At 72.4% G+C, this 23,647-nt stretch carries 17 protein-coding genes; 13 read left to right on the forward strand and 4 right to left on the reverse strand.

Annotated elements, in window-relative coordinates:
- Positions 1–72 precede the first annotated feature (72 nt).
- Positions 73–420, reverse strand: coding sequence for an alkyl sulfatase C-terminal domain-containing protein (locus tag OG625_RS29990; RefSeq protein WP_329387228.1), 348 nt, complete (start codon positions 418–420; stop codon positions 73–75).
- Positions 421–484: 64 nt separating this feature from the next.
- Here OG625_RS29990 and OG625_RS29995 point away from each other — a divergent pair, with 64 nt between their 5' ends.
- The 5 genes from OG625_RS29995 to OG625_RS30015 all read left to right on the forward strand — a co-directional run bounded on the left by OG625_RS29995 (position 485) and on the right by OG625_RS30015 (position 5,733).
- Positions 485–736 (forward strand): hypothetical protein, encoded by a 252-nt coding sequence (locus tag OG625_RS29995; RefSeq protein ID WP_329387230.1) that lies wholly within the window; start codon positions 485–487, stop codon positions 734–736.
- A 7-nt stretch (positions 737–743) separates the two neighbouring features.
- Positions 744–1,559 carry a TlyA family RNA methyltransferase gene (locus OG625_RS30000; protein ID WP_329387232.1) on the forward strand — a complete coding sequence of 272 codons (816 nt, stop codon included), beginning with the start codon at positions 744–746 and terminating at the stop codon, positions 1,557–1,559.
- A complete protein-coding gene (locus tag OG625_RS30005; protein WP_329387235.1) occupies positions 1,556–2,482 on the forward strand; it encodes an NAD kinase in 927 nt (308 codons plus the stop codon). Before OG625_RS30000 ends, OG625_RS30005 begins: the two co-directional genes overlap by 4 nt.
- Before the next feature lie 108 nt (positions 2,483–2,590).
- Positions 2,591–4,315: a DNA repair protein RecN gene (recN, locus tag OG625_RS30010; protein ID WP_329391093.1), complete on the forward strand. Its 1,725-nt coding sequence runs from the start codon at positions 2,591–2,593 to the stop codon at positions 4,313–4,315.
- 305 nt (positions 4,316–4,620) lie between these two features.
- A complete protein-coding gene (locus OG625_RS30015) occupies positions 4,621–5,733 on the forward strand; it encodes a glycosyltransferase family 4 protein (RefSeq protein WP_329387238.1) in 1,113 nt (370 codons plus the stop codon).
- Positions 5,734–6,249: 516 nt separating this feature from the next.
- On the opposite strand, the gene OG625_RS30020 is transcribed toward OG625_RS30015, so the two are convergent.
- A complete protein-coding gene (locus OG625_RS30020) occupies positions 6,250–7,875 on the reverse strand; it encodes a PucR family transcriptional regulator (protein ID WP_329387240.1) in 1,626 nt (541 codons plus the stop codon).
- A gap of 185 nt (positions 7,876–8,060) precedes the next feature.
- Between OG625_RS30020 and OG625_RS30025 the strand changes: the two genes are divergently transcribed.
- Together OG625_RS30025 and OG625_RS30030 are read left to right on the forward strand one after the other, a co-directional pair.
- Positions 8,061–9,644, forward strand: coding sequence for an APC family permease (locus OG625_RS30025; protein ID WP_329387242.1), 1,584 nt, complete (start codon positions 8,061–8,063; stop codon positions 9,642–9,644).
- Positions 9,645–9,658: 14 nt separating this feature from the next.
- Positions 9,659–11,293 (forward strand): flavin monoamine oxidase family protein, encoded by a 1,635-nt coding sequence (locus OG625_RS30030; RefSeq protein WP_329387244.1) that lies wholly within the window; start codon positions 9,659–9,661, stop codon positions 11,291–11,293.
- A 20-nt stretch (positions 11,294–11,313) separates the two neighbouring features.
- Here OG625_RS30030 and OG625_RS30035 read toward each other — a convergent pair whose 3' ends face one another.
- Positions 11,314–12,696: an FAD-binding oxidoreductase gene (locus OG625_RS30035; protein WP_329387246.1), complete on the reverse strand. Its 1,383-nt coding sequence runs from the start codon at positions 12,694–12,696 to the stop codon at positions 11,314–11,316.
- 87 nt (positions 12,697–12,783) lie between these two features.
- Positions 12,784–14,550, reverse strand: a complete 1,767-nt coding sequence (locus OG625_RS30040) for a glycoside hydrolase family 15 protein (RefSeq protein ID WP_329391095.1) — start codon at positions 14,548–14,550, stop codon at positions 12,784–12,786.
- A gap of 501 nt (positions 14,551–15,051) precedes the next feature.
- Between OG625_RS30040 and OG625_RS30045 the strand changes: the two genes are divergently transcribed.
- The 6 genes from OG625_RS30045 to OG625_RS30070 all read left to right on the forward strand — a co-directional run bounded on the left by OG625_RS30045 (position 15,052) and on the right by OG625_RS30070 (position 23,230).
- Positions 15,052–16,704: a CTP synthase gene (locus tag OG625_RS30045; protein WP_329387248.1), complete on the forward strand. Its 1,653-nt coding sequence runs from the start codon at positions 15,052–15,054 to the stop codon at positions 16,702–16,704.
- 79 nt (positions 16,705–16,783) lie between these two features.
- Positions 16,784–17,416, forward strand: a complete 633-nt coding sequence (locus OG625_RS30050) for an NUDIX hydrolase (RefSeq protein WP_329387250.1) — start codon at positions 16,784–16,786, stop codon at positions 17,414–17,416.
- 584 nt (positions 17,417–18,000) lie between these two features.
- Positions 18,001–19,965: a tetratricopeptide repeat protein gene (locus tag OG625_RS30055; RefSeq protein WP_443067802.1), complete on the forward strand. Its 1,965-nt coding sequence runs from the start codon at positions 18,001–18,003 to the stop codon at positions 19,963–19,965.
- A 153-nt stretch (positions 19,966–20,118) separates the two neighbouring features.
- A complete protein-coding gene (gene ald, locus OG625_RS30060) occupies positions 20,119–21,234 on the forward strand; it encodes an alanine dehydrogenase (protein ID WP_329387252.1) in 1,116 nt (371 codons plus the stop codon).
- A gap of 368 nt (positions 21,235–21,602) precedes the next feature.
- A complete protein-coding gene (locus OG625_RS30065) occupies positions 21,603–22,721 on the forward strand; it encodes a ParA family protein (protein WP_329387254.1) in 1,119 nt (372 codons plus the stop codon).
- Entirely contained in the window at positions 22,706–23,230 is a 525-nt protein-coding gene (locus OG625_RS30070; RefSeq protein ID WP_329387256.1) for a hypothetical protein, read from the forward strand. The genes OG625_RS30065 and OG625_RS30070 overlap by 16 nt, the downstream gene beginning before the upstream one ends.
- The last annotated feature ends 417 nt before the right edge of the window (positions 23,231–23,647 follow it).

The following is a 23,647-nucleotide window of genomic DNA, read 5'->3' on the forward strand; positions in this document are numbered from 1 at the left end:
CCCCGGCGGTGCTGAGGGGCGCAGCGAGGCTGGAATTGCCCCGGCGGGGGTGAGGGGCGCAGCGAGGCTGGATTACAGCAGGCTCTTCAGGCGGAGGAGGTCGCGGAAGCCGGCTTCCATTTTTACTCGGCCCGAGGTCCAGGCCTTGGCGAATTTGAGGTTGCCCGCGACCAGGGCGACCAGGTCGTCGCCGGTCATGGCAAGGCGGATCTCGGCCTTCGTGGCGGGTGGCCCGGGGGAGACCGCGTCCACGCGGATGCGGCCGGCTTCGAGGCGGCCCGTGAAGGTCCGGTCGAGGTCCGTGATGTGGCAGCTCAGGGAGCGGTCGAGGGCGGCCGCGCCGCGGACGCCGCCGTCCGCTCCGGCGAGGTTGTCTGAGAGTTGGTCGAGTGCGGCTCGGCACTCATCGATCGTAGCCATCGTGATCACGACGGTACCGCAGAGCCGTGCGTGGTCGTGGGGCGCTTCGGGGTAGCGTCGGGGCATGAACGACGAAGCCGAGGGAGTCGACGAAGCCGAGGAAGTCGACGTGGTCCGGGCCGCGCCGCTGGGGGTCGTACGGACGCCCACCGGGCACGACGGTGTGGACGCGCGGCTCGCGCGGCTGGCGGACGCCGACCACCTCGCGGCGGACGGACACGTCGAGGTGTACGAGGATGTGCACAGGGGACTGCGCGAGGCGCTGGACGCGCTGGACGCACCGCCCGTCCCCGGACCTTACGAAAACAGGAGCTGAACCGAACGTGGCAGGAGTGGCACGCCGCCGCCTGGACGCCGAACTGGTACGCCGCAGCATGGCCCGCTCGCGCGAGCACGCCGCGCAGCTGATCGCCGCGGGCCGGGTGACCGTGGGCGGTACCACCGCGACCAAGGCGGCCACGCAGGTGGAGACCAGCGCGGCCCTGGTGGTGCTGAAGGACGACAGCGACCCCGACTACGTGTCGCGCGGCGGCCACAAGCTCGCGGGGGCGCTGGCGGCGTTCCAGCCGCAGGGGCTGCGTGTGGAGGGGCGCCGGGCGCTCGACGCCGGGGCGTCGACCGGAGGGTTCACCGATGTGCTGCTGCGGGCCGGCGTGGACCATGTCGTGGCCGTCGACGTCGGCTACGGGCAGCTCGCCTGGTCGCTGCAGAGCGATGATCGGGTCACGGTCAAGGATCGGACGAACGTCCGTGAACTGACGGTGGAACTGATCGACGGGGTTCCGGCGGACCTGGTCGTCGGCGACCTGTCCTTCATCTCGATCGGGTTGGTGCTGCCCGCGCTCGTACGGTGCTGCGCGCCGGACGCGGACCTGGTGCTGATGGTCAAGCCGCAGTTCGAGGTCGGCAAGGAACGGCTGGGCAGCGGTGGGGTGGTGCGCAGCGCGGAGCTGCGGGCCGAGGCGGTACGCGACGTGGCGGCGCAGGCCTGGAAGCTGGGGCTGGGTGTTCTCGGGGTGACCGCGAGTCCGTTGCCCGGTCCGTCGGGCAACGTCGAGTACTTTCTGTGGCTGCGGGCGGGGGCACCGGCACTCGACCCGGCGGATGTTGACCGTGCAGTGGCGGAGGGGCCGCAGTGACAGATTCATCGGGTTCATCGGGTTCATCGGGGGAACGGACCGTTTTTCTGCTCGCGCACACCGGGCGGCCCGCGGCCATCCGCAGCGCCGAGCTGGTGGTGAAGGGCCTGCTGCGCTGCGGGCTGGGCGTACGGGTCTTCGCGCACGAGGCGGCGGACCTGCCGCTGCCGCCCGAGGTGGAGCTCGTGACGGAGTCCACCCCGGGCGTGCTCGACGGGTGTGAGCTGCTGATCGTGCTGGGCGGGGACGGGACGCTGCTGCGCGGCGCCGAGTTCGCGCGGGCTTCGGGGGTGCCCATGCTGGGCGTCAACCTGGGCCGCGTCGGGTTCCTCGCCGAGGCCGAGCGCGACGACCTGGACAAGGTCGTGGACCGGGTGGTGACCCGGGACTACGAGGTCGAGGAGCGGATGACCCTCGACGTGATCGTGCGGACGAACGGCGACGTGGTCCACCGGGACTGGGCGCTGAACGAGGCCGCGGTCCAGAAGGTGTCGCCGGAGCGGATGCTGGAGGTGGTCCTGGAGATCGACGGGCGCCCGGTGTCCGGCTTCGGCTGTGACGGGATCGTCTGCGCGACTCCGACGGGCTCGACGGCGTACGCCTTCTCCGCGGGCGGGCCGGTGGTCTGGCCGGAGGTTGAGGCGCTGCTGATGGTGCCGATCAGCGCGCACGCGCTGTTCGCGAAGCCGTTGGTGACCTCGCCGGACTCGGTGCTGGCGGTGGAGGTGCAGACCGGCACCCCGCACGGGGTGCTGTGGTGCGACGGGCGGCGCATGCTGGAGCTGCCCGCCGGGGCCCGGGTCGAGGTCCGGCGGGGGGCGGTACCGGTGCGGCTCGCCCGGCTGCACCACGCCTCGTTCACGGACCGGCTCGTCGCGAAGTTCGCGCTGCCGGTGTCGGGCTGGCGTGGGGCGCCTCACTGACGGACGAGGCACCGTGTCGCTAATAGCACATCCGTTCGGAGAACTTGGGGCGGGTGACGTCACATGGCACCCGTGAAACCTCGGTATCGTCGTCCCGTGCTTGAGGAGATGCGGATACGGTCGCTCGGGGTCATCGACGACGCGGTGGTCGAGCTGTCGCCCGGTTTCACCGCGGTGACCGGCGAGACCGGTGCGGGCAAGACGATGGTCGTCACCAGCCTCGGGCTGCTGCTCGGCGGTCGCGCCGATCCGGCCCTCGTACGGATCGGCGCCAAGGCCGCGGTGGTCGAGGGCCGCATCGTCATGCGCCCGGACGCACCCGCCGCCGTACGCGCCGAGGAAGCCGGAGCCGAGCTCGACGACGGCGCCCTCCTGATCAGCCGGACCGTGTCCGCCGAGGGGCGCTCGCGCGCCCACGTCGGCGGCCGCTCCGTGCCCGTGGGGCTGCTCGGCGAGCTCGCCGACGACCTGGTCGCCGTACACGGGCAGACCGACCAGCAGGGGCTGCTGCGGCCCGCCAGGCAGCGCCAGGCCCTCGACCGGTACGCGGGTGACGCGGTAGCCGTCCCGCTGGAGAAGTACGGGGCCGCCTACCGGCGGATGCGTGCGGTCGCCGTCGAGCTGGAGGAGATCACCACCCGGGCCCGGGAACGCGCCCAGGAGGCGGATCTGCTGCGCTTCGGGCTGGACGAGATCGCGGCCGTGGAGCCGGTGGCCGGCGAGGACGCGGAGCTGGCGGCGGAGGCGGAGCGGCTCGGCCACGCCGAATCGCTGGCGTCGGCGGCGCAGCTCGCGCACGCCGCGCTCGCGGGCAACCCCGAGGACTCGGAGGACATCGACGCGAACACGCTCGTCGCGGGGGCCCACCGCGCGCTGGAATCCGTACGCTCCCACGACCCGGCGCTCGGCGCGCTCGCCGAGCGGATCGGGGAGCTGGGCATCCTGCTCGCGGACGTGGCCGGGGAACTGGCGGGCTACGCGGACGATCTGGACGCCGATCCGCTGCGGCTGGCCGCGGTGGAGGAGCGCCGGGCGGCGCTGACCCAGCTGACCCGCAAGTACGGCACCACGGGCACCGTGGACGGCGTACTGGAGTGGGCCGAACGGGGCGCGACGCGGCTGCTGGAACTGGACGGCGACGACGAGCGGATCACGGAGCTGACCGCCGAGCGGGACGGGCTGCGCTCCGAACTCTCGCAGCTGGCACAGGCGTTGACGGACGCCCGGGTGGAGGCGGCCACGCGTTTCGCCTCCGCCGTGACGGAGGAGCTGGCGTCGCTGGCGATGCCGCACGCGCGGGTGACCATCGACATCCGGCAGGTCGAGGACCCCGAAGGCGTGGAGGTCGACGGCCGCCCGGTCGGGTACGGGCCCTCCGGCACCGACGAGGTCGAACTGCTGCTGGCCCCGCACCCCGGGGCCCAGCCGCGACCGATCGCCAAGGGTGCCTCGGGCGGTGAGCTGTCCCGGGTGATGCTGGCCGTGGAGGTCGTCTTCGCGGGCTCCGACCCGGTGCCGACGTACCTCTTCGACGAGGTGGACGCGGGAGTCGGCGGCAAGGCGGCGGTCGAGGTCGGCCGGCGGCTCGCGAAGCTGGCCAAGTCGGCGCAGGTCGTGGTCGTCACGCACCTGCCGCAGGTGGCGGCCTTCGCGGACCGGCAGTTGCTGGTGGAGAAGACCAACGACGGGTCCGTGACGAGGAGCGGGGTCACGGTGCTGGAGGGCGAGGACCGGATCCGGGAGCTGTCGCGGATGCTGGCCGGTCACGAGGACTCGGCCTCGGCGCGGGCGCACGCCGAGGAGCTCCTGGCGGCGGCGCGCGCGGACGCGTAGGCGCTCCCGCGCGGGGGCGGGACGGTGCTCCAGGGCCCGGTGCGCGCGGCGCGCCGGGCCTTCGGCGTGCCGGGTGCCGGGCGCCTGTCCGGCGCGGCGGCGGTTGGTGGCGGGCGTGGTCCCGGTCGCTTCCGGCAGCGCGTTCGCAGGGGCCGGGGTTACACCGTGCTAGCCCGTGTGGGTGAGGCTGGGGGGTGTCCGGCGGTATCTCGTACGGGATCCGCACCCGTATGGTCCCGGAACGCGCGTGCGGACTGGCATCCTGGGCGACGTCTCTGACTCCCCTCACCCTGGAGCTTCGGCCCGTGAGCAGCTCCCCGGTTTCCGCCTCCGCCCCGGCACAGCCCTACGGGCGGCCGCCGCTGCGTACCGTCCAGGTGCTCGGCGGCGCCGCCGGCACGGGCAGCAGCGCGCACGTACGGTCCCTCGCGACCGGGCTCGCCGCGCGCGGGGTGCGGGTCACGGTGTGCGGGCCCGTGCGGACGGAGGGGGAGTACGACTTCACGGGCGCGGGCGCGCAGTTCGCCCCCGACGCGGTGAGCGCGCTGCGGGCCGCGTGCGCGGGGGCGGACGTGGTGCACGCGCACGGCGTACGGGCCGGGGCGCGGGCGCTGGTGGCCCTGCGGGGGCGCCGGGTGCCGCTGGTGGTGAGCTGGCACGGGGACGGCCCGGCCGCCGACGGGGCGCTCGGGAGGCTGAGCCGGGTGCTGGAACGGCACGTGGCGCGGGCCGCGGCGGTGGTGCTGGGCGCTTCCTCCGACCAGGTGGACCTCGCCCGGCTGCGGGGCGCGCGGGACGCGAGGCTGTCGCCGGTCGCGGTGGCTGCCGCCGAGCCGGTTGCCGTACCGGGCAAGGCGCGGGCGGAACTCGGGGCGGTGGAGCGGCCGTTGCTGATCGCGGTCGGGAGTCTGGTGCCGCACCGCGGGTACTCCGTACTGCTCGACGCGGCGCGGGAATGGCGTTCGCTGGACCCGACACCGCTGCTGGTCATCGCGGGGGAGGGGCCGCTACGGGGCGAACTCACCCGGCGGATCGAGGCGGAGGCCCTGCCGGTGCGGCTGCTGGGGCGGCGCGGGGACGCCGCGCGGCTGCTGTCGGCGGCCGACGTGGCGGTGCTGCCGAGCCGGTGGGAGGCGCGGGCCCTGCTGGCGCAGGAGGCGCTGCGGGCCGGGGTGGCCCTGGTGGCCACGTCGGTCGGGGGAGTGCCGGAGCTGGTGGGGGAGGGGGCGGTGCTGGTCCCGTCCGGGGACGCGGGGGCACTGGCCGAGGCGGTGTCCGGGCTGCTGGCGGATCCCGAGCGGCGGGCGGCGGTGGCGGCGGCGGGGCTGGCGCAGGCAGGGACGTGGCCGTCGGAGGACGACACGGTCGCGCAGGTCCTGTCGGTGTACGACGAGCTGATGGAACGGGCCCGACGGTAGCGCTGCGCTGTGCAGGCGGGTCAGGCCGGTGCCGCGCCGTTGTCGGGGCGCCGCCCCCGAACCCCCGCTCCTCAAGCGCCGGAGGGGCTGAATGGGGCTGGTGCAGTCTGCCCGGTGCGGCTCAAAGATCGGGGCTCCGCCCCGGACCCTCCCCCAGACTCCGTCCGGGGGGACCCCCACGCCTCAGACGCCGGCGAGGCTGGATTTGGCCGGCATAGCCCTGCACGTGCGCGTGGCGCACCCCGAGCCCGGGCGGGCCGCAGTGTCCCCTCCAGGATCATTCCAGCCCCGTTTGAGGCGCGGGGTCTGGGGCGGAGCCCCTGGGGGCACCTCCCAGCGGTAGCTGGGGGAGGAACGGTGGAAGGGCGGGTAGGGGACAGGCCCCGCGGGGCGCCCCGCCCCCGCACCCGGCGGGAGTGGCGTAACCGCCGCCCGGCCATCGGCGGACGGAGTCCGACGCAGCGGCGCGAAGCCGGAGGGGTGGCGCCCCCGGCGCCGAGCCGTGCGAGCGGCGCGTCAGGAAGGCGAAGGAACGTGGCGGCGGGCGCGGAGGGCGAGGCTGAGGGAGAGGACCGTTTCGGGGTCGTCCAGGTCCGTGCCCAGGAGCTCCGAGATGCGGGCCAGGCGGTTGTACAGCGTCTGGCGGTTCAGATGGAGCTCACGGGCCGTCTCCGCCTTGCGGCCCGCATGGGCCAGGTACGTCTCCAGGGTGGGCAGGAGCGGCGGGCGCGAGGTGGTGTCGTGGGTGCGCAGCGGGCCGATCGCGCGGTCCACGAAGGCCGCCAGGTCGGGGTGTTCGCGCAGCCGCCACAGCAGGAGGTCGATGTCCAGGCGGCGGGCGTCGTACCAGGGCCGGGCCGGCAGGCCGTGGGCCGCGGTGGCGGTCTCCGCCGCGTGCCGCAGGCCCGCGGAGGCGGCGGCCCAGCCTCCCGCCACGCCCACGACCACGGCCGGCGGGGCGACCGCGCGCTCCAGCCCGGCCCGCTCCACGCCCGCCCGCAGCGCGGCCGCGACCCGGTCCGCCACCGCCGTGCGCTCCGACTCCGAACGGAGGGACACCAGGAGGGGGACACGGCCTTCCACCGGCCGCACGCCCAGCAGCACCGGTACCCCGACCGAGGCCAGCTCCTCGAGGACCGCACGGGCCAGTACCGCCCAGTTGCCGGACGGGCCGAGGTCTGAGCCCAGCCGCATGACGACCGGGAGCAGCGGCCCGGCGCCCGGTTTGAAGCCGAGCACGCGGGCCTGTGACGGGGCGTCGTCGGCGCTGATGCGGCCTTCCGCGAGGTCCGTCAAGAAGTCGCCCCGGCCGCGCGCCGCCAGCTCGTCCTCCTGCCGGGCCTGCATGAGGACCACGGCCAGGACGCCCGCCGTGCGCTCCGCCGCCATCCGGTGCACCGGCATCAGCGGGGTGGTGACCCCGACCAGGACCACCCGGGCCCGGACCGAGCCCGTGCCGTGGCCCCCGCCGGGTACGTCGATCACCACGGTGTTCGCGGAAGGCTCTGCCTCGCGCTGGCCCCGCAGCCCCTCCCACACCTGGAGCGGGTCCGCGCCCGCGTCCGCCGCCGAGCTGCCGGCCGCGTACAGCAGTTGGCCGTCGGGGGTCTCCAGGAAGACCGGGTTGCCCGTGAAGTCGGCCAGGATCCGCAGCACCTGCGGGATGCCTCCGCCGCCCAACAGGGCCTCCGTACATCGCCGGTGGACCTCCTCGGCGCGCTGGAGCAGGGCGTAGTGGTGGTTGACGATCTCGGTGTGGATCTCCTCCGTCACCGCCACGAAGGGCACTTCCCGGTGGAGCTGGACGAGCGGGAGGCCGGCCGTGCGGGCCGTTTCCACGAGGGTCGCCGGGAGGCGCGTGAAGCGCGGGCCCAGCTCGACCACCAGTGCGGCGATGCCCCGGTCGGCGAGGCGGCGTACGAAGGCGCGCTGTTCGGCGGGCCGGGTGCCGAGCCCGAGGCCGGTGGTCAGCAGCAGTTCGCCGCCCTTGAGGAGGGAGGCGATGTTCGGGACCTCGCCGGCGTGCACCCAGCGGACGGTGCGTCCCAGGCGGTCGGCGCAGGCCACCACCTCCGGCAGCCCGCTGCGCAGCCCCGGCAGCTCAAGTGCCCGCTGAACTGTGATCCCGCCCTGGTCGTCCATATGGCGGGACGGTACCGGCCTGGTTGTTCCAACGACATCACCTAGGGGTTACAAATGCCGCGCTCTGCCCCATCCGGACCGACAACTCGTCTCCCCTGCAAGGAGATTATCGGACCACATGCCGATTGTGGTCTGCGTCACGCGGGGCGAGAGTGGCGGCCACCCATTCACAGGAAGAGGACGCCATGAGCATAGGCACGACCAGCGGGTCACCCGAGACACCCGCGGCCCCGCAGGTGCAGCGACTCAAGGCCAACTCGGTCGGGCTGGTCGGCGTCGTCTTCATGGCCGTCGCCACCGCCGCCCCGATCACGGCGATGACGGGCAACCTCCCCATCGCCGTCGGCTTCGGCAACGGCACCGGAGCCCCGGCCGGCTACCTCTTCGCCACCGTCGTGCTGACGGTCTTCGCGGTCGGCTACGTGGCCATGGCGAAGCGGATCACCGCCGCCGGAGCCTTCTACGGATACATCTCGCACGGCCTCGGCCGGATCGCCGGCATGGCCTCCGGCATGCTCGCCGTCCTCGCCTACATCGTCTTCGAGGCCTCGATCGTCGGGGTGTTCTCCTACTTCACGAAGACCACCGTCAAGGACCAGCTCGGCATCGACCTGCCGTGGATCGTCTACGCGGCCGGCATGCTGGCCGTCACGGCGGCCCTCGCGCACTTCGACATCAACCTGACCGCCAAGGCGCTCGGCGTGATGCTCATCGCCGAGATCGCCGTGCTGTTCGCCGTGGCCACCGCCGTCCTGATCGCCGGCGGCGGCCCCGAGGGGATCCCACTCGAACCGATCAACCCCACGAACGCCTTCACCGGAACCTCCGCCGGACTCGGCCTCTTCTTCGCCTTCTGGTCCTGGGTCGGCTTCGAGTCCACCGCCATGTACGGGGAGGAGTCCCGCGACCCGAAGCGGGTCATCCCCAAGGCCACCCTCATCTCCGTCGTCGGCGTCGGCCTCTTCTACATCTACGTCTCCTGGATGACCATCGCGGGCAACGGCATGGCCAAGTCCGTCGAACTGTCCGCCTCCACCAGCCCCCTCGACCTCTTCTTCGTCCCCACCCAGACCTTCATCGGCGCCTGGGCCGTCGACGCCTTCCAATGGCTGCTGCTCACCGGCTCCTTCGCCTGCGGCATGGCCTTCCACCAGTGCGCCGCCCGCTACCTCTACGCCATCGGCCGCGAGGGCTTCCTGTCGCCGAAGCTCGGCCACACCCACCCCAAGCACGGGTCCCCGTACGTGGCCTCGGTGGTGCAGACCGCCATCGCCACCGCCCTCGTCGTCGGCTTCTGGGCCACCGGGCAGGACCCGTACCTGCACCTCTACACACTGCTCGCGATCCTCGGCACGATGGCGATCCTGATCGTCCAGACGTTGTGCTCCTTCGCCGTCATCGGCTACTTCCGCAAGAACCACCCGGAGGACCGGCACTGGTTCAAGACCTTCACCGCCCCGCTCCTCGGCGGCATCGGCATGATCGCCGTCGTGGTCCTGCTGGTCCTCAACATGGAGACCGCGGCGGGCAGCGCCGCCGGATCCCTCTTCTTCAAGCTGATCCCGTGGATCGTCGGCGGCGTCTTCCTCGGCGGCCTCGGCCTCGGCTTCTGGCTCAAGGCGAAGGCCCCCGCGCGCTACGAGATCATCGGCCGGATCGTCCTGGAGGACGCCGCCGAGCGCCCCGGCGACACCAAGGGCCAGCCGAGCCTCACCGTCCTCTCCGGTCAGGGCGAGACCTCGTCCGACTCCACTTCCGCGAACGTCTGAGGAGCGCCACCGCCATGGCCCGTACCCCGCTCATGCACGCCCTGCGGCGGATCGCCGCCGAGCACGCCGCCGCCGACCGCCTCGACATGCCCGCCGCCGAGGTCCGCGGATCCACCCGCCGCGAACTCCTCGGCCGCGCCGCCGCCCTGGGTCTCGGCACCGCCCTCGCCGGCTCCCTCGCCCCGTCCGCGTACGCCGTCGAGAGCGCCCCGGACAAGCAGCCCGTCACCCCCGCCCGCGTCGCCGTGATCGGCGCCGGCATCTCCGGCCTGACCGCCGCCCTCACCCTCAAGGACGCGGGCGTCAACTGCACCCTCTACGAGGCCAACCCGGGCCGCGTCGGCGGTCGCATGTGGACCCAGCGCGGCCACTGGGCGTACGGACAGACCTCCGAGATCGGCGGCGAGCTGATCGACACCAGCCACAAGAAGATCCTGGAACTCTGCCGCCGCTTCAACCTGCCCGTCGAGGACTTCCTCGGCGGCGGCCCCAACGGGGCCGAGGAGGTGCTCTGGTTCAACGGGGAGTACTACCCCCGCCACCAGGCCGACGAGGACTTCAAGGCCGTCTACCAGTCCCTGCGCCGGGACCTCTCGGAGGCCGGGGAAGTCACCTGGAACACCACCACCGCCACCGGCACCGCCCTCGACAACATGACCATTTACGAGTGGATCGAGACCCGCGTCCCCGGCGGCCACGGCTCGCAGCTCGGCCGTTTCATCGACGTGGCCTACAACGTCGAGTACGGCGCCGAAACCGACCAGCAGTCCGCCCTCGCCCTGGTCCTGCTGATGGGCTACCAGACGAACCCCGGGAACTTCAACGTCTGGGGCCTGTCCAACGAGCGCTACCACATCACCGGTGGCAACGACCGGCTCCCGAACGCCATCGCCGCCGCCCTGCCCGCCGGTTCGATCGTGATGGGCCGCGAGCTGGTCGCCGTACGGGCCAACGCCGACGGTACCCAGACCCTCACCTTCAACGACTCCGGCTCCGTGCGCACCGCCGTCGCCGACCACACCATCCTGTGCCTGCCGCTGCCGATCCTCCAGCGCATCGACACTTCTCAGGCCGGCTTCGACCCGCTCATGCGCAACCTGCTGCGCGACGCCCGCATGGGCTACTGCACCAAGCTCAACATGCAGTTCACCGCCCGCCCCTGGCGCGGCACCGGCCCCTGGCCCGGCGTCTCCGCCGGCGACTGCTTCACCGACTCCGAGGTCCAGCAGACCTGGGACACCACCAAGGTCCAGCCCGGCACCGGAGGCATCCTCCTCCAGTACGGCGGCGGCACCCTCGCCGGCGGGATCGCCCCCGCGAGCCCCTTCGCCACCGAGGCCGACCCGTACGTGCGCACCCTCGCCGGCCGCATGCTGACCGGCATCGACGCCTTCTACCCGGGCACCAAGGCCGTCTGGAACGGCAAGGCCCAGATCTCCGCCTGGCACCGCAACCCGTACGCGCTCGGCGCGTACTCGTACTGGCCCACCGGCTACCTGCACCGCTACGCCAAGTACGAGGGCACCGCGCAGGGCAACGTCCACATCGGCGGCGAGCACTGCAGCTACGACTTCCAGGGCTTCATGGAAGGCGGCGCCACCGAGGGCGAGCGGGCGGCCCGGGAGGTGATCACCGCCCTCACCGGCTGAGGCGTCGGGCCGTCGGGCCGTCAGGTCGGCTGGATGTTGTGGTTGAAGCGGAAGACGTTGTCCGGGTCGTACTGCCGCTTCAGCGCCGCCAGCCGTGCCATGTTCGCCTCGCCGAGGCCCGCGACCACCCGGTCCGGGCCCTCGTCGCCCGTGAAGTTGAGGTAGACCGCGCCGGTGCTCCACGGCTGGGCATCGGCGCGGACGTCCTTGACCCACTGCCGGCACCGCTCGTCGTCGGCCTCGTCCTCCCAGATCCCGAACGGGTGCACCGCCCAGGGCGCGCCGCGGTACGACACCGGGTAGTCGGCCGGGCCGGAGGCGACCGCGCCGCCCTGCGGCCAGACCAGGTGCTGGGTGCCCGTCGGCACCGGCATCGAGTCGGCGCGGGCGCAGAACACGTCCACGAAATCGTCGGGGACGCCCGTGAGGTACTCCGCCGACCAGTAGTTCCGCATGTTCGGCGGATCGTCGAGCATGCACTGCAACTCCGCGTAGGGGATGGGCATGACCATCTCCGCCTCGTGCGGGATCGCCAGCAGCGGCGCGGCCAGCCGGCGCAACTCCTCCTCGGGGCCCGCGTACGTCAGCAGCGCGCCGCACAGCAGCAGCCCCACCAGGTGCGGCGGCACGAACTCCTCGGGCGGGCCCGTCAGATAGATGGCCGCGCCGCTCGCCTCGGGCGGCCCGGACTCGATGACGTCCCGGTACGTACGGACCACCTCGGGCCCGCGCTCCGGCAGGTACAGCAGGAACGCGATCGACATGGCCGGCAGCTCGTGCAGCCGCAGGGTCAGCGAGGTCGCGATGCCGAAGTTCCCGCCGCCGCCGTGCAGCCCCCAGAACAGCTCCGGATGGTCCTCCGCGGTCGCGTGGACCAGCTCGCCCTCGGCGGTGACCACTTCCGCGCCCAGCAGGTTGTCCACCGCCAGGCCGAACTTCCGGTCCAGCCAGCCGCTGCCGCCGCCCAGCACGAAGCCGCCGACCCCCGTGGTGGAGGCGCGGCCGCCGGTCGTCGCCAGGCCGAACGGCTCGCAGGCCCGGTCCAGGTGGCTCATCGTGGCCCCGCCCGCGATGTGCGCCGCCCGCGCCGCCGGATGGACCGTCACCTCGTGCATCCGGCGCAGGTCCACGACCAGGCCGCCGTCGTTCAGCGACATGCCGGCCACGCTGTGCCCGCCGCCGCGCACCGCGATCTTCAGGTCCAGATCCCGGGCGAACCGCACGGCCGTCACCACGTCCGTCGCGCTCGCGCATTGGGCGATGACCGCGGGCCTGCGGTCGATCATCGCGTTGAAGATCCTGCGGGCCTCGTCGTACCCCGGATCGTCCGGAGCGAACACGTCACCGGACAGATCCTCGCGGAGCGCGGTCAGGGCCGCGCCCGCCTTCGAGAGGGGAGCCATGGCTGCCCCCTTCCACGGAGGGAGGGCATGGGACCCCTCCAGGGTAGGCGGGGGCGATCACCCCGGCGCGGCGAGCACGAGGCCCGGCTAGCCGCCGTACGCCCCGCTCGCCGTCAGGCGCAGCGCCGTGTCGATCAGTGGAACGTGGCTGAAGGCCTGCGGGAAGTTCCCGACCTGCCGCTGGAGGCGCGGGTCCCACTCCTCCGCCAGCAGCCCCAGGTCGTTGCGGAGCGACAGCAGCCTCTCGAAGAGGCGCCGGGCCTCGTCGACGCGGCCGATCATCGCCAGGTCGTCGGCCATCCAGAACGAGCACGCGAGGAAGGCCCCCTCGTCGCCCTCCAGGCCGTCCACGCCCGCCTCCTCGCCCGCGGTCGGGTAGCGCAGGATGAAACCGTCCGGCGTCGACAGCTCGCGCTGGATCGCCTCGATCGTCCCGATCACCCGCTTGTCGTCCGGCGGCAGGAAGCCCATCTGCGGAATCAGCAGCAGCGAGGCGTCCAGCTCCTGCGACCCGTACGACTGGGTGAAGGTGTTGCGTTCCTTGTCGTAGCCCTTCTCGCACACGTCCTGGTGGATCTCGTCGCGCAGCTCGCGCCACCGCTCCAGCGGGCCGTCCGCGTCCCCGCTCTCGATCAGCTTGATCGTGCGGTCCACGGCCACCCAGGCCATCACCTTCGAGTGCACGAAGTGGCGGCGCGGGCCGCGCACCTCCCAGATGCCCTCGTCCGGCTGGTCCCAGTGGGTCTCCAGGTAGCGGATCAGCTTCAGCTGGAGCAGCGAGGCGTAGTCGCTGCGCGCCAGGCCGGTCATGTGGCCCAGGTGCAGGGCCTCGGTGACCTCGCCGTACACGTCGAGCTGGAGCTGGCCGGCGGCGCCGTTGCCGACGCGGACCGGGCGCGAGTTCTCGTAGCCCGGCAGCCACTCCAGCTCGGTCTCGCCGAGCTCCCGCTCGCCCGCGATCCCGTACATGATCTGCAGGTTCTCCGGGTCCCCGGCGACCGCGCGCAGCAGCCACTCGCGCCAGGCGCGGGCCTCCTCGCGGTAGCCGGTGCGCAGCAGCGAGGAGAGGGTGATCGCCGCGTCGCGGAGCCAGGTGTAGCGGTAGTCCCAGTTGCGGACGCCGCCGATCTCCTCCGGCAGGGAGGTGGTCGGCGCGGCCACGATGCCGCCGGTCGGGCCGTAGGTGAGGGCCTTGAGGGTGATCAGGGAGCGGACCACCGCCTCCCGGTACGGGCCGTGGTACGTGCACTGGTCGACCCAGTCGCGCCAGAACTCGGCGGTCGACTCCAGCGCCGCCTCGGCGTCAGGGGCCTCCGGGGCGCCCTTGTGCGAGGGCTGCCAGCTGATGCTGAAGGCCATCCGCTCGCCCGGCCGGACGGTGAAGTCGGAGTACGTGGTGAGGTCCTTGCCGTACGTCTGCGCCTCGGTGTCCAGCCAGACCGAGTCGGGACCGGCGACGGCCACCGTGCGCCCGTCGACCTTGTGAACCCAGGGCACGACCCGCCCGTAGCTGAAACGCATGCGCAGAGCGGAGCGCATCGGGACGCGCCCGGTGACCCCCTCGACGATCCGGATCAGCTGGGGCGCGTGGTCCTCGCGGGGCGGCATGAAATCGATCACCCGGACCGTGCCGCGCGGGGTGTCCCACTCCGACTCCAGCACCAGCGAGTCACCGCGGTAGCGCCGGCGTGTGGCCCGCGGCGCCTCGGTGCCGGCCTGGAAGGCCGGGCCGATCCGCCAGAAACCGTGATCCTCGGTGCCGAGAATGCTCGCGAACACGGCGTGGGAGTCGAAACGTGGCAGGCACAACCAATCCACCGCCCCGTCCCGGCAGACCAGCGCCGCGGTCTGCATGTCCCCGATCAGTGCGTAATCCTCGATGCGCCCGGACACGTTGCATCTCCAGTCGAACGGCCACGTCCGCCCCGAAGGGCGCTTGCATTGCGCGGTTGCGCGGTCCTCCTGTGTGCAGGGATCCCCGCGTTGAGCCCATGATTCCGCATAGCGGCTCGGTTAGGCCGTCCGACGGACTGCTCGGCGGCGATGTGTGCGATATCCGAGCAGGATATGACGGCACCCTAGTGATCCCCTTAAGCGGCGGCAGAATGCGGCTCCGCCAAACGGGTGAGCAGCGGATACGACCCCGGCCGACCTCCCCGGAGGGGGCCGAGCCGCGTGGCCGGAGGCGGACCGGCCACGGCGCTGATAGGCTGGTACCCCGTGGACCGGTGGTCTGCCTGTGCGAATCAGGAGCCCCGAAACCGCAGCTTCGGCGCCCCCTGAGACCCTTCCGGATCGACGGTGGCCGGCGCCGGACGCACCTCACCTCGCGACCACGGGAGCCCCCTCTTGGCGATGCCGCCCAAATCCATGACGACCAAGCACATCTTCGTCACCGGGGGTGTCGCTTCGTCCCTCGGCAAGGGCCTGACGGCCTCCAGCCTGGGTGCGCTGCTGAAGGCGCGTGGCCTGCGGGTCACGATGCAGAAGCTCGACCCGTACCTGAACGTCGACCCGGGCACGATGAACCCGTTCCAGCACGGCGAGGTGTTCGTCACCAACGACGGCGCCGAGACCGACCTGGACATCGGCCACTACGAGCGTTTCCTCGACGTGGACCTCGACGGCTCGGCCAACGTCACCACCGGCCAGGTCTACAACACGGTCATCGCCAAGGAGCGGCGCGGCGAGTACCTCGGTGACACCGTGCAGGTCATCCCGCACATCACCAACGAGATCAAGCACCGGATCCGCCGCATGGCGACCGAGGACGTCGACGTCGTCATCACCGAGGTCGGCGGCACGGTCGGCGACATCGAGTCGCTGCCGTTCCTGGAGACCGTCCGTCAGGTCCGCCACGAGGTCGGCCGCGACAACGTCTTCGTCGTGCACATCTCGCTGCTGCCCTACATCGGCCCCTCGGGCGAGCTGAAGACCAAGCCGACCCAGCACTCGGTCGCGGCCCTGCGCAACATCGGCATCCAGCCCGACGCGATCGTGCTGCGCGCCGACCGTGACGTCCCCACCTCCATCAAGCGCAAGATCTCGCTGATGTGCGACGTGGACGAGGCGGCCGTGGTCGCGGCGATCGACGCCAAGTCGATCTACGACATCCCGAAGGTGCTGCACACCGAGGGCCTGGACGCGTACGTCGTGCGCAAGCTCGACCTGCCCTTCCGCGACGTGGACTGGACGGTGTGGGAGGACCTGCTGGACCGCGTCCACAACCCCGACCACGAGGTCAAGGTCGCGCTCGTCGGCAAGTACATCGACCTGCCCGACGCCTACCTGTCGGTGACCGAGGCGCTGCGCGCCGGCGGTTTCGCCAACAAGGCCCGCGTCCAGATCAAGTGGGTCACCTCCGACGACTGCAAGACCCCGGCGGGCGCCGCTGAGGTGCTCGGCGACGTGGACGCGATCTGCGTGCCCGGCGGCTTCGGCGACCGCGGTGTCAACGGCAAGGTCGGCGCGATCACCTACGCCCGCGAGAACAAGGTCCCGCTGCTCGGCCTGTGCCTGGGCCTGCAGTGCGTGGTCATCGAGGCCGCGCGGAACCTGGCGGGCATCGAGGACGCGAACTCCACCGAGTTCGACGCCTCCACCGCCAACCCGGTCATCTCGACGATGGAGGAGCAGCTGGCCTTCGTCGAGGGCGCGGGCGACCTGGGCGGCACCATGCGCCTGGGCATGTACCCGGCGAAGCTCGCCGAGGGCTCCATCGTGCGCGAGGTCTACGGCGACCAGGCGTACGTGGACGAGCGCCACCGCCACCGCTACGAGGTCAACAACGCCTACCGCGGCGAGCTGGAGAAGAAGGCGGGCATCGTCTTCTCCGGTACCTCCCCGGACAACAAGCTCGTCGAGTACGTCGAGTACCCGCGCGAGGTCCACCCCTACCTGGTGGCCACCCAGGCCCACCCGGAGCTGCGCTCGCGCCCGACCCGGCCGCACCCGCTGTTCGCGGGCCTGGTCAAGGCGGCCGTGGAGCGGCAGCAGCAGGCCAAGTAATCGCCTGACGGCATAACGTAGGCAGCCGGGGTACGGAGTTCCGTGCCCCGGCTGTCGCGCGTTGTGGAGGCTTCGGGGCATGAACATCAAGGACACGTCGGAGAGCTGGGAGACGCTGTCGACGCAGCGGCCGTTCCAGGGCGCGAAGACGGCGGTCGACTCCGACGAGGTCCGGATGCCCGACGGATCGGTCGCGCGCCGCGACTACCAGGTGCACCCCGGATCGGTCTGCGTGCTGGCCCTCGACGAGGCCGGGCGGGTCCTGGTGCTGAGCCAGTACCGGCACCCGGTGCGGCGGCGGCTGTGGGAACTGCCGGCCGGGCTGCTCGACGTACCGGGGGAGAACCCGCTGCACGGGGCGCGGCGCGAGCTGGCCGAGGAAGCCCACGTCAAGGCGGAGGACTGGCGGGTGCTCGCCGACTTCTACGCCTCCCCGGGCGGCTCCGACGAGGCCATCCGGATCTTCCTGGCGCGGGAGGTCTCCGAGGCGGAGGGCGAGCGCTATGCGGAGACCTCTTCCGAGGAGGCCGACATGGAGGTCACCTGGGTCCCCCTCGCGGACCTGGTCCGGGGCGTCCTGGCGGGCGAGCTGGGGAACCCGGGGCTGGTGACGGGCGTGCTGGCGCTTTCGGCGGCCCTTGCCTCCGAGGGCGGCCTCGACGCCCTCCGCCGGGCCGACGCCCCTTGGCCGGCCCGCCCGTACGAGGCGTAGCCCGTCGTTTCCCCGCGGCCCCGCTCCGGGGGCTCCGCCCCCGCGCCCCCGCGCCTCAAACGCCGGCGGGGCTGGATTTGGGCTGATGCCGGATGCCCGGTGCGGCTGAGAGACCGGGGCTCCGCCCCGGACCCTCCCGCAGACTCCGTCCGGGGGGACCCCCAGTCCTCAAACGCCGGACGGGCTGGATTTCGGCTGATGCCGTCCGCCTGGCGCGGCTGGATTGCCCGGAGGGCAATTTCAGCCTCGCCGGCGTTTGAGCCCCAGGGAACGGAAGGGCGGGGTCGGGGACGGCTCCGCGCAGCGGGAGGCCTGCAGACCGTGGCCGGCACGAGGCGCGGCTCGGGGACGCCGCCCGGCAGGACGGCGGACGGAGTCCGGCGCAGCGGCGCACGGTGACACGCGCTGCTCCGCAGCGCGGCGGTAAGGCCCGCCAGGGCCGAACCGTGCGGGCGGCGCGTTGAAAAGAGGACCATCCGCTGATCCGATCAGGGGATATGCCCGCCGCGCTCCACACGGGTCGTCGCTCTGCGTGAACTACGCTCGGGATCCCCGAAGGGCAGGGGCATGAGAGGAGCGGATCCGTGACGGATTTCGTCGGGCGGCGGCGTGAGCTCAAGGAGCTGCGCGAGGACATCGCACGGACCGGGCTCGACACCCTCTCGGGCCGGAAGGCCAAGGCACCCCGGGCCCGGGTGCTGCTCGTCGCCGGGCGGCCGGGGTCCGGGCGTACCGCCCTCGCCGAGGCGTTCGTACGGGAGGTCGCCGAGGAGTACCCCGACGGGGTGCTCCGGACCCGGCTCACCGCCCCCGGCGGGGAGACCGTCGCCACCGAGCGGGCCGTACGGGGCCTGCTGGAGGCGCTGGGACGGCGTACTCCCCCCGGCGCCGGGGAGGACGAGCTCAGCTCCGCCCTGCGCACCGCGCTCGACGGCAAGCGCGTGATCATCCTGGTCGACGACGCCGCCGACCCGCACCAGGTGGACGCCCTGCTCCCGGACACCCCCGAGTGCCTCGTCGTCGTCACCGCCGAGGGGCCGCTCACCGGCATCCCCGACGTCCGGCCCTGCACCCTCGGAGGGCTCGACACCCCCTCCGCCGTGCGGATGCTCGTCCACCGCATCGGCGACACCCGCGTCACCGCAGACCCCCGAGCGGCCGAAGCCCTCGCCGAGGAGTGCGGGGGCCAGCCCGCCGCGCTCGTGCTCGTCGGCGGCTGGCTCGCCGCCCACCCCAAGGCCTCCGTCGCCGACGTGGCCAAGCAGCTCCACGACATGCCGGCCGCCACCGGCGGCCCGCTCGCCCGCTGCTTCCGGCTCGTCTACGAGAACCTGCCGCAGCCCGCCCAGCGGACCCTGAGGCTGCTGCCGCTCGCCCCCGCCGGGACCATCGACTCGCACACCGCCTCCGCCCTCGCCGGCTGCTCCGTGGCCGCGGCCCAGTCGACGCTGGACGACTTCGCCGCGCTGGGCCTCGTACGCCATGCCCACGACGGGCTGTTCCTGCTGCCCGGCTCCCTCGCGCCGCTGCTCCATGCCCTGCTGGAGGCCAAGGAGCGCCCGGCGGAGGTCCAGCTGGCCCGGGCCCGGATGCTGGAGCGGACCGTACGGCTGCTGCACTCCTGCCGGGCGATGGCGGATGAGGATGAGGACGCCGTGCGGGAGGTGCTGGACGGGCTGCCGCGCGCCCTGCGCTTCCCCGACCGGCGGGCCGCCGCCACCTGGCTGGACACCCGGCTGCCCGCGCTGTGCGCCGCCGCCTCCCTGGCGGTGGCCGACGGGGAGCTGGACACGCTGGCCCGCCGGCTGGTCGCGGGCCTCGTACGGGCCCTCGCGGAGCACCGCGGCACCGCCGGGGCCGCCCCCGAGCTGTACGGGCTGCACCGTCTCGTCCTGGACGTGGCCGAGCGCCGCAGCCTGCACCGGGAGCAGGCCGCCGCGCTGCTGAACCTGGCCGATCTGGACGCCGAGACCGGCCGCACCCAGGAAGCGCTGGAGCGCTACCGGGCGGCTCTGGTCGCGGGAAAGGCCGCGAACGACCCGTACGCGAGCGGCCGCGCGATGGAATCCGTAGGCGGTGCCTATCAGGAGCTCGCGGACTGGCACCGGGCCTCCGACTGGTTCGGCCGGGCCCTGTCCCAGGCCCTCGCTCGGGGCGAGCGCGCGGACGAGGCCCGGCTGTACGGGCGCCTCGGGAACGTGCACACGTACGCGGGGCGGTACGGGGACGCGCTGCGCAGCTGGCGGGCCGCCGCCGCCGGGTACCGGAAGCTGGCGGATGTGCCGGGCCAGGCAAAGGCGTTGAGCGAGATGGCGCGGGTCCAGGAGTACGCCGGCCGGCCGGAGGAATCGCTGCACACCTGCCGCGAGGCGGTGGAGCTGGCGCGCCGGGTCGGGGACCAGCGGCTCCAGGCCGCGCTGCAGGTCCGCCTGGCCGACACGCTGGACCGACTGGGCGACCCCGCAGCCGCACGGCTGCACCGGTCCGCAGCGGACAGATTGCTGGGAGACGACCCCGCAGCCTGCGAAATCCGCAGTGGATCCGACTAAGATTATTTGTTTGCAAGGCTAGACACGCGACAATCCTTCAATAAACTGGGTTCACCACGTCATCTCGTGGTGCATCCCGTTGCGCGTTCTTGTGGGCGGGTATGTATGGAAGTGCCCCGTTAAATCCCCCTGAGTCAAGGACCGTGATCGACGATGAAGGTCGGCATCCCCCGCGAGGTCAAGAACAACGAGTTCCGCGTGGCCATCACCCCCGCCGGTGTCCACGAGCTCGTCCGCAACGGCCACCAGGTCTTCATCGAGCAGAACGCCGGTGTGGGTTCCTCGATCACGGACGCCGAGTACGTCTCCGCCGGCGCCGAGATCCTCGGTACCGCGGACGAGGTCTGGGCCACCGCCGACCTGCTGCTCAAGGTCAAGGAGCCCATCGCGGAGGAGTACCACCGCCTCCGCAAGGACCAGACCCTCTTCACCTACCTGCACCTCGCGGCCTCCCGCGAGTGCACGGACGCCCTCCTGGAGTCCGGCACCACCGCCATCGCGTACGAGACGGTCGAGCTCGCCAACCGCGCGCTCCCGCTCCTCGCCCCGATGTCCGAGGTCGCGGGCCGTCTGGCCCCGCAGGTCGGCGCCTACCACCTGATGCGCTCGGTCGGCGGCCGCGGCGTGCTCCCCGGCGGCGTCCCCGGCACCCACGCCGGCGAGTGCGTGGTCATCGGCGGCGGCGTCTCCGGCTGGAACGCCGTGCAGATCGCCGTCGGCATGGGCTTCCACGTGACCCTGCTGGACCGTGACATCAACAAGCTCCGCGAGGCCGACAAGATCTTCGGCACGAAGATCAAGACGATCGTCTCCAACGCCTACGAGCTGGAGAAGGCCGTCATCGAGGCCGACCTCGTCATCGGCGCGGTGCTGATCCCGGGTGCGAAGGCCCCGAAGCTGGTCACCAACGAGCTCGTCGCCAAGATGAAGCCCGGAAGTGTCCTTGTCGACATTGCGATCGACCAGGGTGGCTGCTTCGAGGACTCCCGTCCGACCACCCACGCCGAGCCGACCTTCCAGGTCCACAACTCGGTCTTCTACTGCGTCGCCAACATGCCGGGCGCGGTGCCGAACACCTCCACCTACGCGCTGACGAACGCCACGCTGCCCTACATCGTGCAGCTTGCGAACCTCGGCTGGGTCGAGGCGCTGCGTCGCGACCCCGCGCTCGGCCTGGGCCTCAACACCCATGACGGGCAGGTCGTTTACGGTCCCGTCGCCGAGGCCCACGGCCTCGAGACCCTCGAGCTGAGCACGCTGCTCGGCTGACACGTCAACGACTGACGTCAATCTCACGTATCCGGCCGGACCTTGCCCGCAAGGTCCGGCCGGACGCGTTTGCGAGGAGCCCGCAAACCCCGCTCAACTCGCCTCGAACGTAACCCTTTAACCCTTTCGCACACCCGCGAAACTTCGCGGCGAGAGTCCGTGCGCCCTTGACAGAGTGTTGTTCGGTTGCCGACACATCGTGCCGGGTCCGGCGGATTGTGTTGCCGCTGAGTGGTGACACGCCATAGAGTCGCCAACCGTCGGCATGGTGCCACGCTGACCTATCGATAAGTGTCCTGGTCACGTCCGAGGAGGTAAGACGACTTGTGAATGAGTCGACATTTGCTCCTGGGGGTGGTCGAGCGGGGATGCCCGCGCGGGGCGAAGGCCCTGCCGGGCTCGAGGCTGTCGGCTCCGTCGCAGTACGCACCTTCGCAAACCACCAGCACCTGACGACGCCCCAAAAGAGCATGGACGGCCTAGACGTGAACTCCAGGGCCGGCGACCTGAGCGGCGAAAAGCCCGTGGGTTTCGCCGACTACGACAACGTGCCCGAAGGGCACTTCTACGACCCCGACGCGGAGTACGAACCGGACCCCGAGTACGCGGCCACCCTCGCTCCCGACGCTGCCCGTCAGCGCCGTGAGCGGATCGGCCCGACCGGACGCCCGCTCCCGTACTTCCCGATCCCGGGTCCGCTGACGGACCACGGTCCGGCGAAGATCATCGCGATGTGCAACCAGAAGGGCGGCGTGGGCAAGACCACGTCGACCATCAACCTGGGTGCGGCGCTCGCCGAGTACGGGCGCCGCGTGCTGCTCGTCGACTTCGACCCGCAGGGCGCGCTGTCCGTGGGTCTCGGCGTGAACCCGATGGAACTCGACCTGACGGTCTACAACCTGCTCATGGAGCGGGGCATGTCGGCCGACGAGGTGCTGCTCAAGACGGCGGTCCCCAACATGGACCTGCTGCCGAGCAACATCGACCTGTCCGCTGCGGAAGTGCAGTTGGTCAGCGAGGTCGCGCGCGAGTCGACGCTGCAGCGGGCCCTGAAGCCCCTGATGGCCGACTACGACTACATCGTGATCGACTGTCAGCCCTCGCTCGGTCTGCTGACCGTGAACGCCCTGACGGCGGCTCACAAGGTCATCGTCCCGCTGGAGTGCGAGTTCTTCGCGCTGCGTGGTGTGGCGTTGCTGACCGAGACCATCGAGAAGGTGCAGGAGCGGCTCAACCCCGAGCTGGAGCTCGACGGCATCCTCGCCACGATGTACGACTCCCGTACGGTGCACAGCCGTGAGGTGCTGGCGCGAGTCGTCGAGGCCTTCGACGACCACGTCTACCACACGGTCATCGGGCGGACCGTGCGCTTCCCGGAGACCACGGTCGCCGGCGAGCCGATCACCACGTACGCCTCCAACTCCGTCGGCGCCGCCGCCTATCGCCAGCTGGCCAGGGAGGTGCTCGCCCGGTGTCCCGCCGAGTGAGTCTGCCCGGAGCCGACGAACTGTTCCGCACGACCGGGGGGATGGCCCTCCAGGCGTCCTCGCCGAGGCGGGGAGCCGAGGAGGCGTCCGCCGGTGCCGGAGTCGGTGCCGGGGCCCGGGAGCACTCGGCCGCCTCGGCGGAGGGCACGGCGGGGGAGGGCCGCAGCCGGGAGGCCGCGGCCGGTACGGAGCCCGTCGTGGGCGCACCGCGGCGGCCGCAGGAAGGTTCTGTCAACGGAACCGGCCCCGCGGCCGGCCGCGGCAAGGGCCAGGGCCGGGGCGCGAACCGGCGGCCCAGCGGGCGCGAGCGGCACGACGAGAAGATCACGGTCTACGTCTCCGCGGAGGAGCTCATGGACCTGGAGCACGCCCGGCTGGTGCTCCGCGGGGAGCACGGCCTCGCGGTGGACCGGGGCCGCATCGTCCGCGAGGCGGTGGCGGTGGTCCTCGCGGACCTTGAGTCCCGCGGGGACGCGAGCATCCTGGTCCGCCGCCTCCGCGGCCGCTGACCGCCCTGCGGCCGACTCTCCCCGCGCAACGCTCCGGCCCGCCGGCAGGTCCGCCCCCGCACCGACGGGCGCCCGCCGGCCCCGCGCCTCCCGGCAGGAACACCCCCGTTCCAGCCCCTCCGGCCCCGCCCCGAATCTTCCCGGGCCTACGGCCCTGCCCCTCCCCAGCCCCGACCTACGGGCCTGACCCCGCTCCCGGGCCTGCGGCCCCGGCCCCTCCCGGCCGTGATCTGCGGGCCTGACTCCGCTCCCGGGCCTGCGGCCCCGGCCCTTCCGGGCCGTGACCTGCGGCCCTGACCGGGCCGGCTCTAGGCCGGTTCCACCGGAGCGGGTCGGGGGGTGCCGGCCCGGCCGGGTCCGGGCGCGCGCCGGGGCGTCTCCTCGGGCGTCGAACGGTTCGAGGGGTCGGTGGGCCGA

The organism is Streptomyces sp. NBC_01351 (genome assembly GCF_036237315.1).
In the GTDB taxonomy this organism is placed as follows: Bacteria; Actinomycetota; Actinomycetes; order Streptomycetales; family Streptomycetaceae; genus Streptomyces.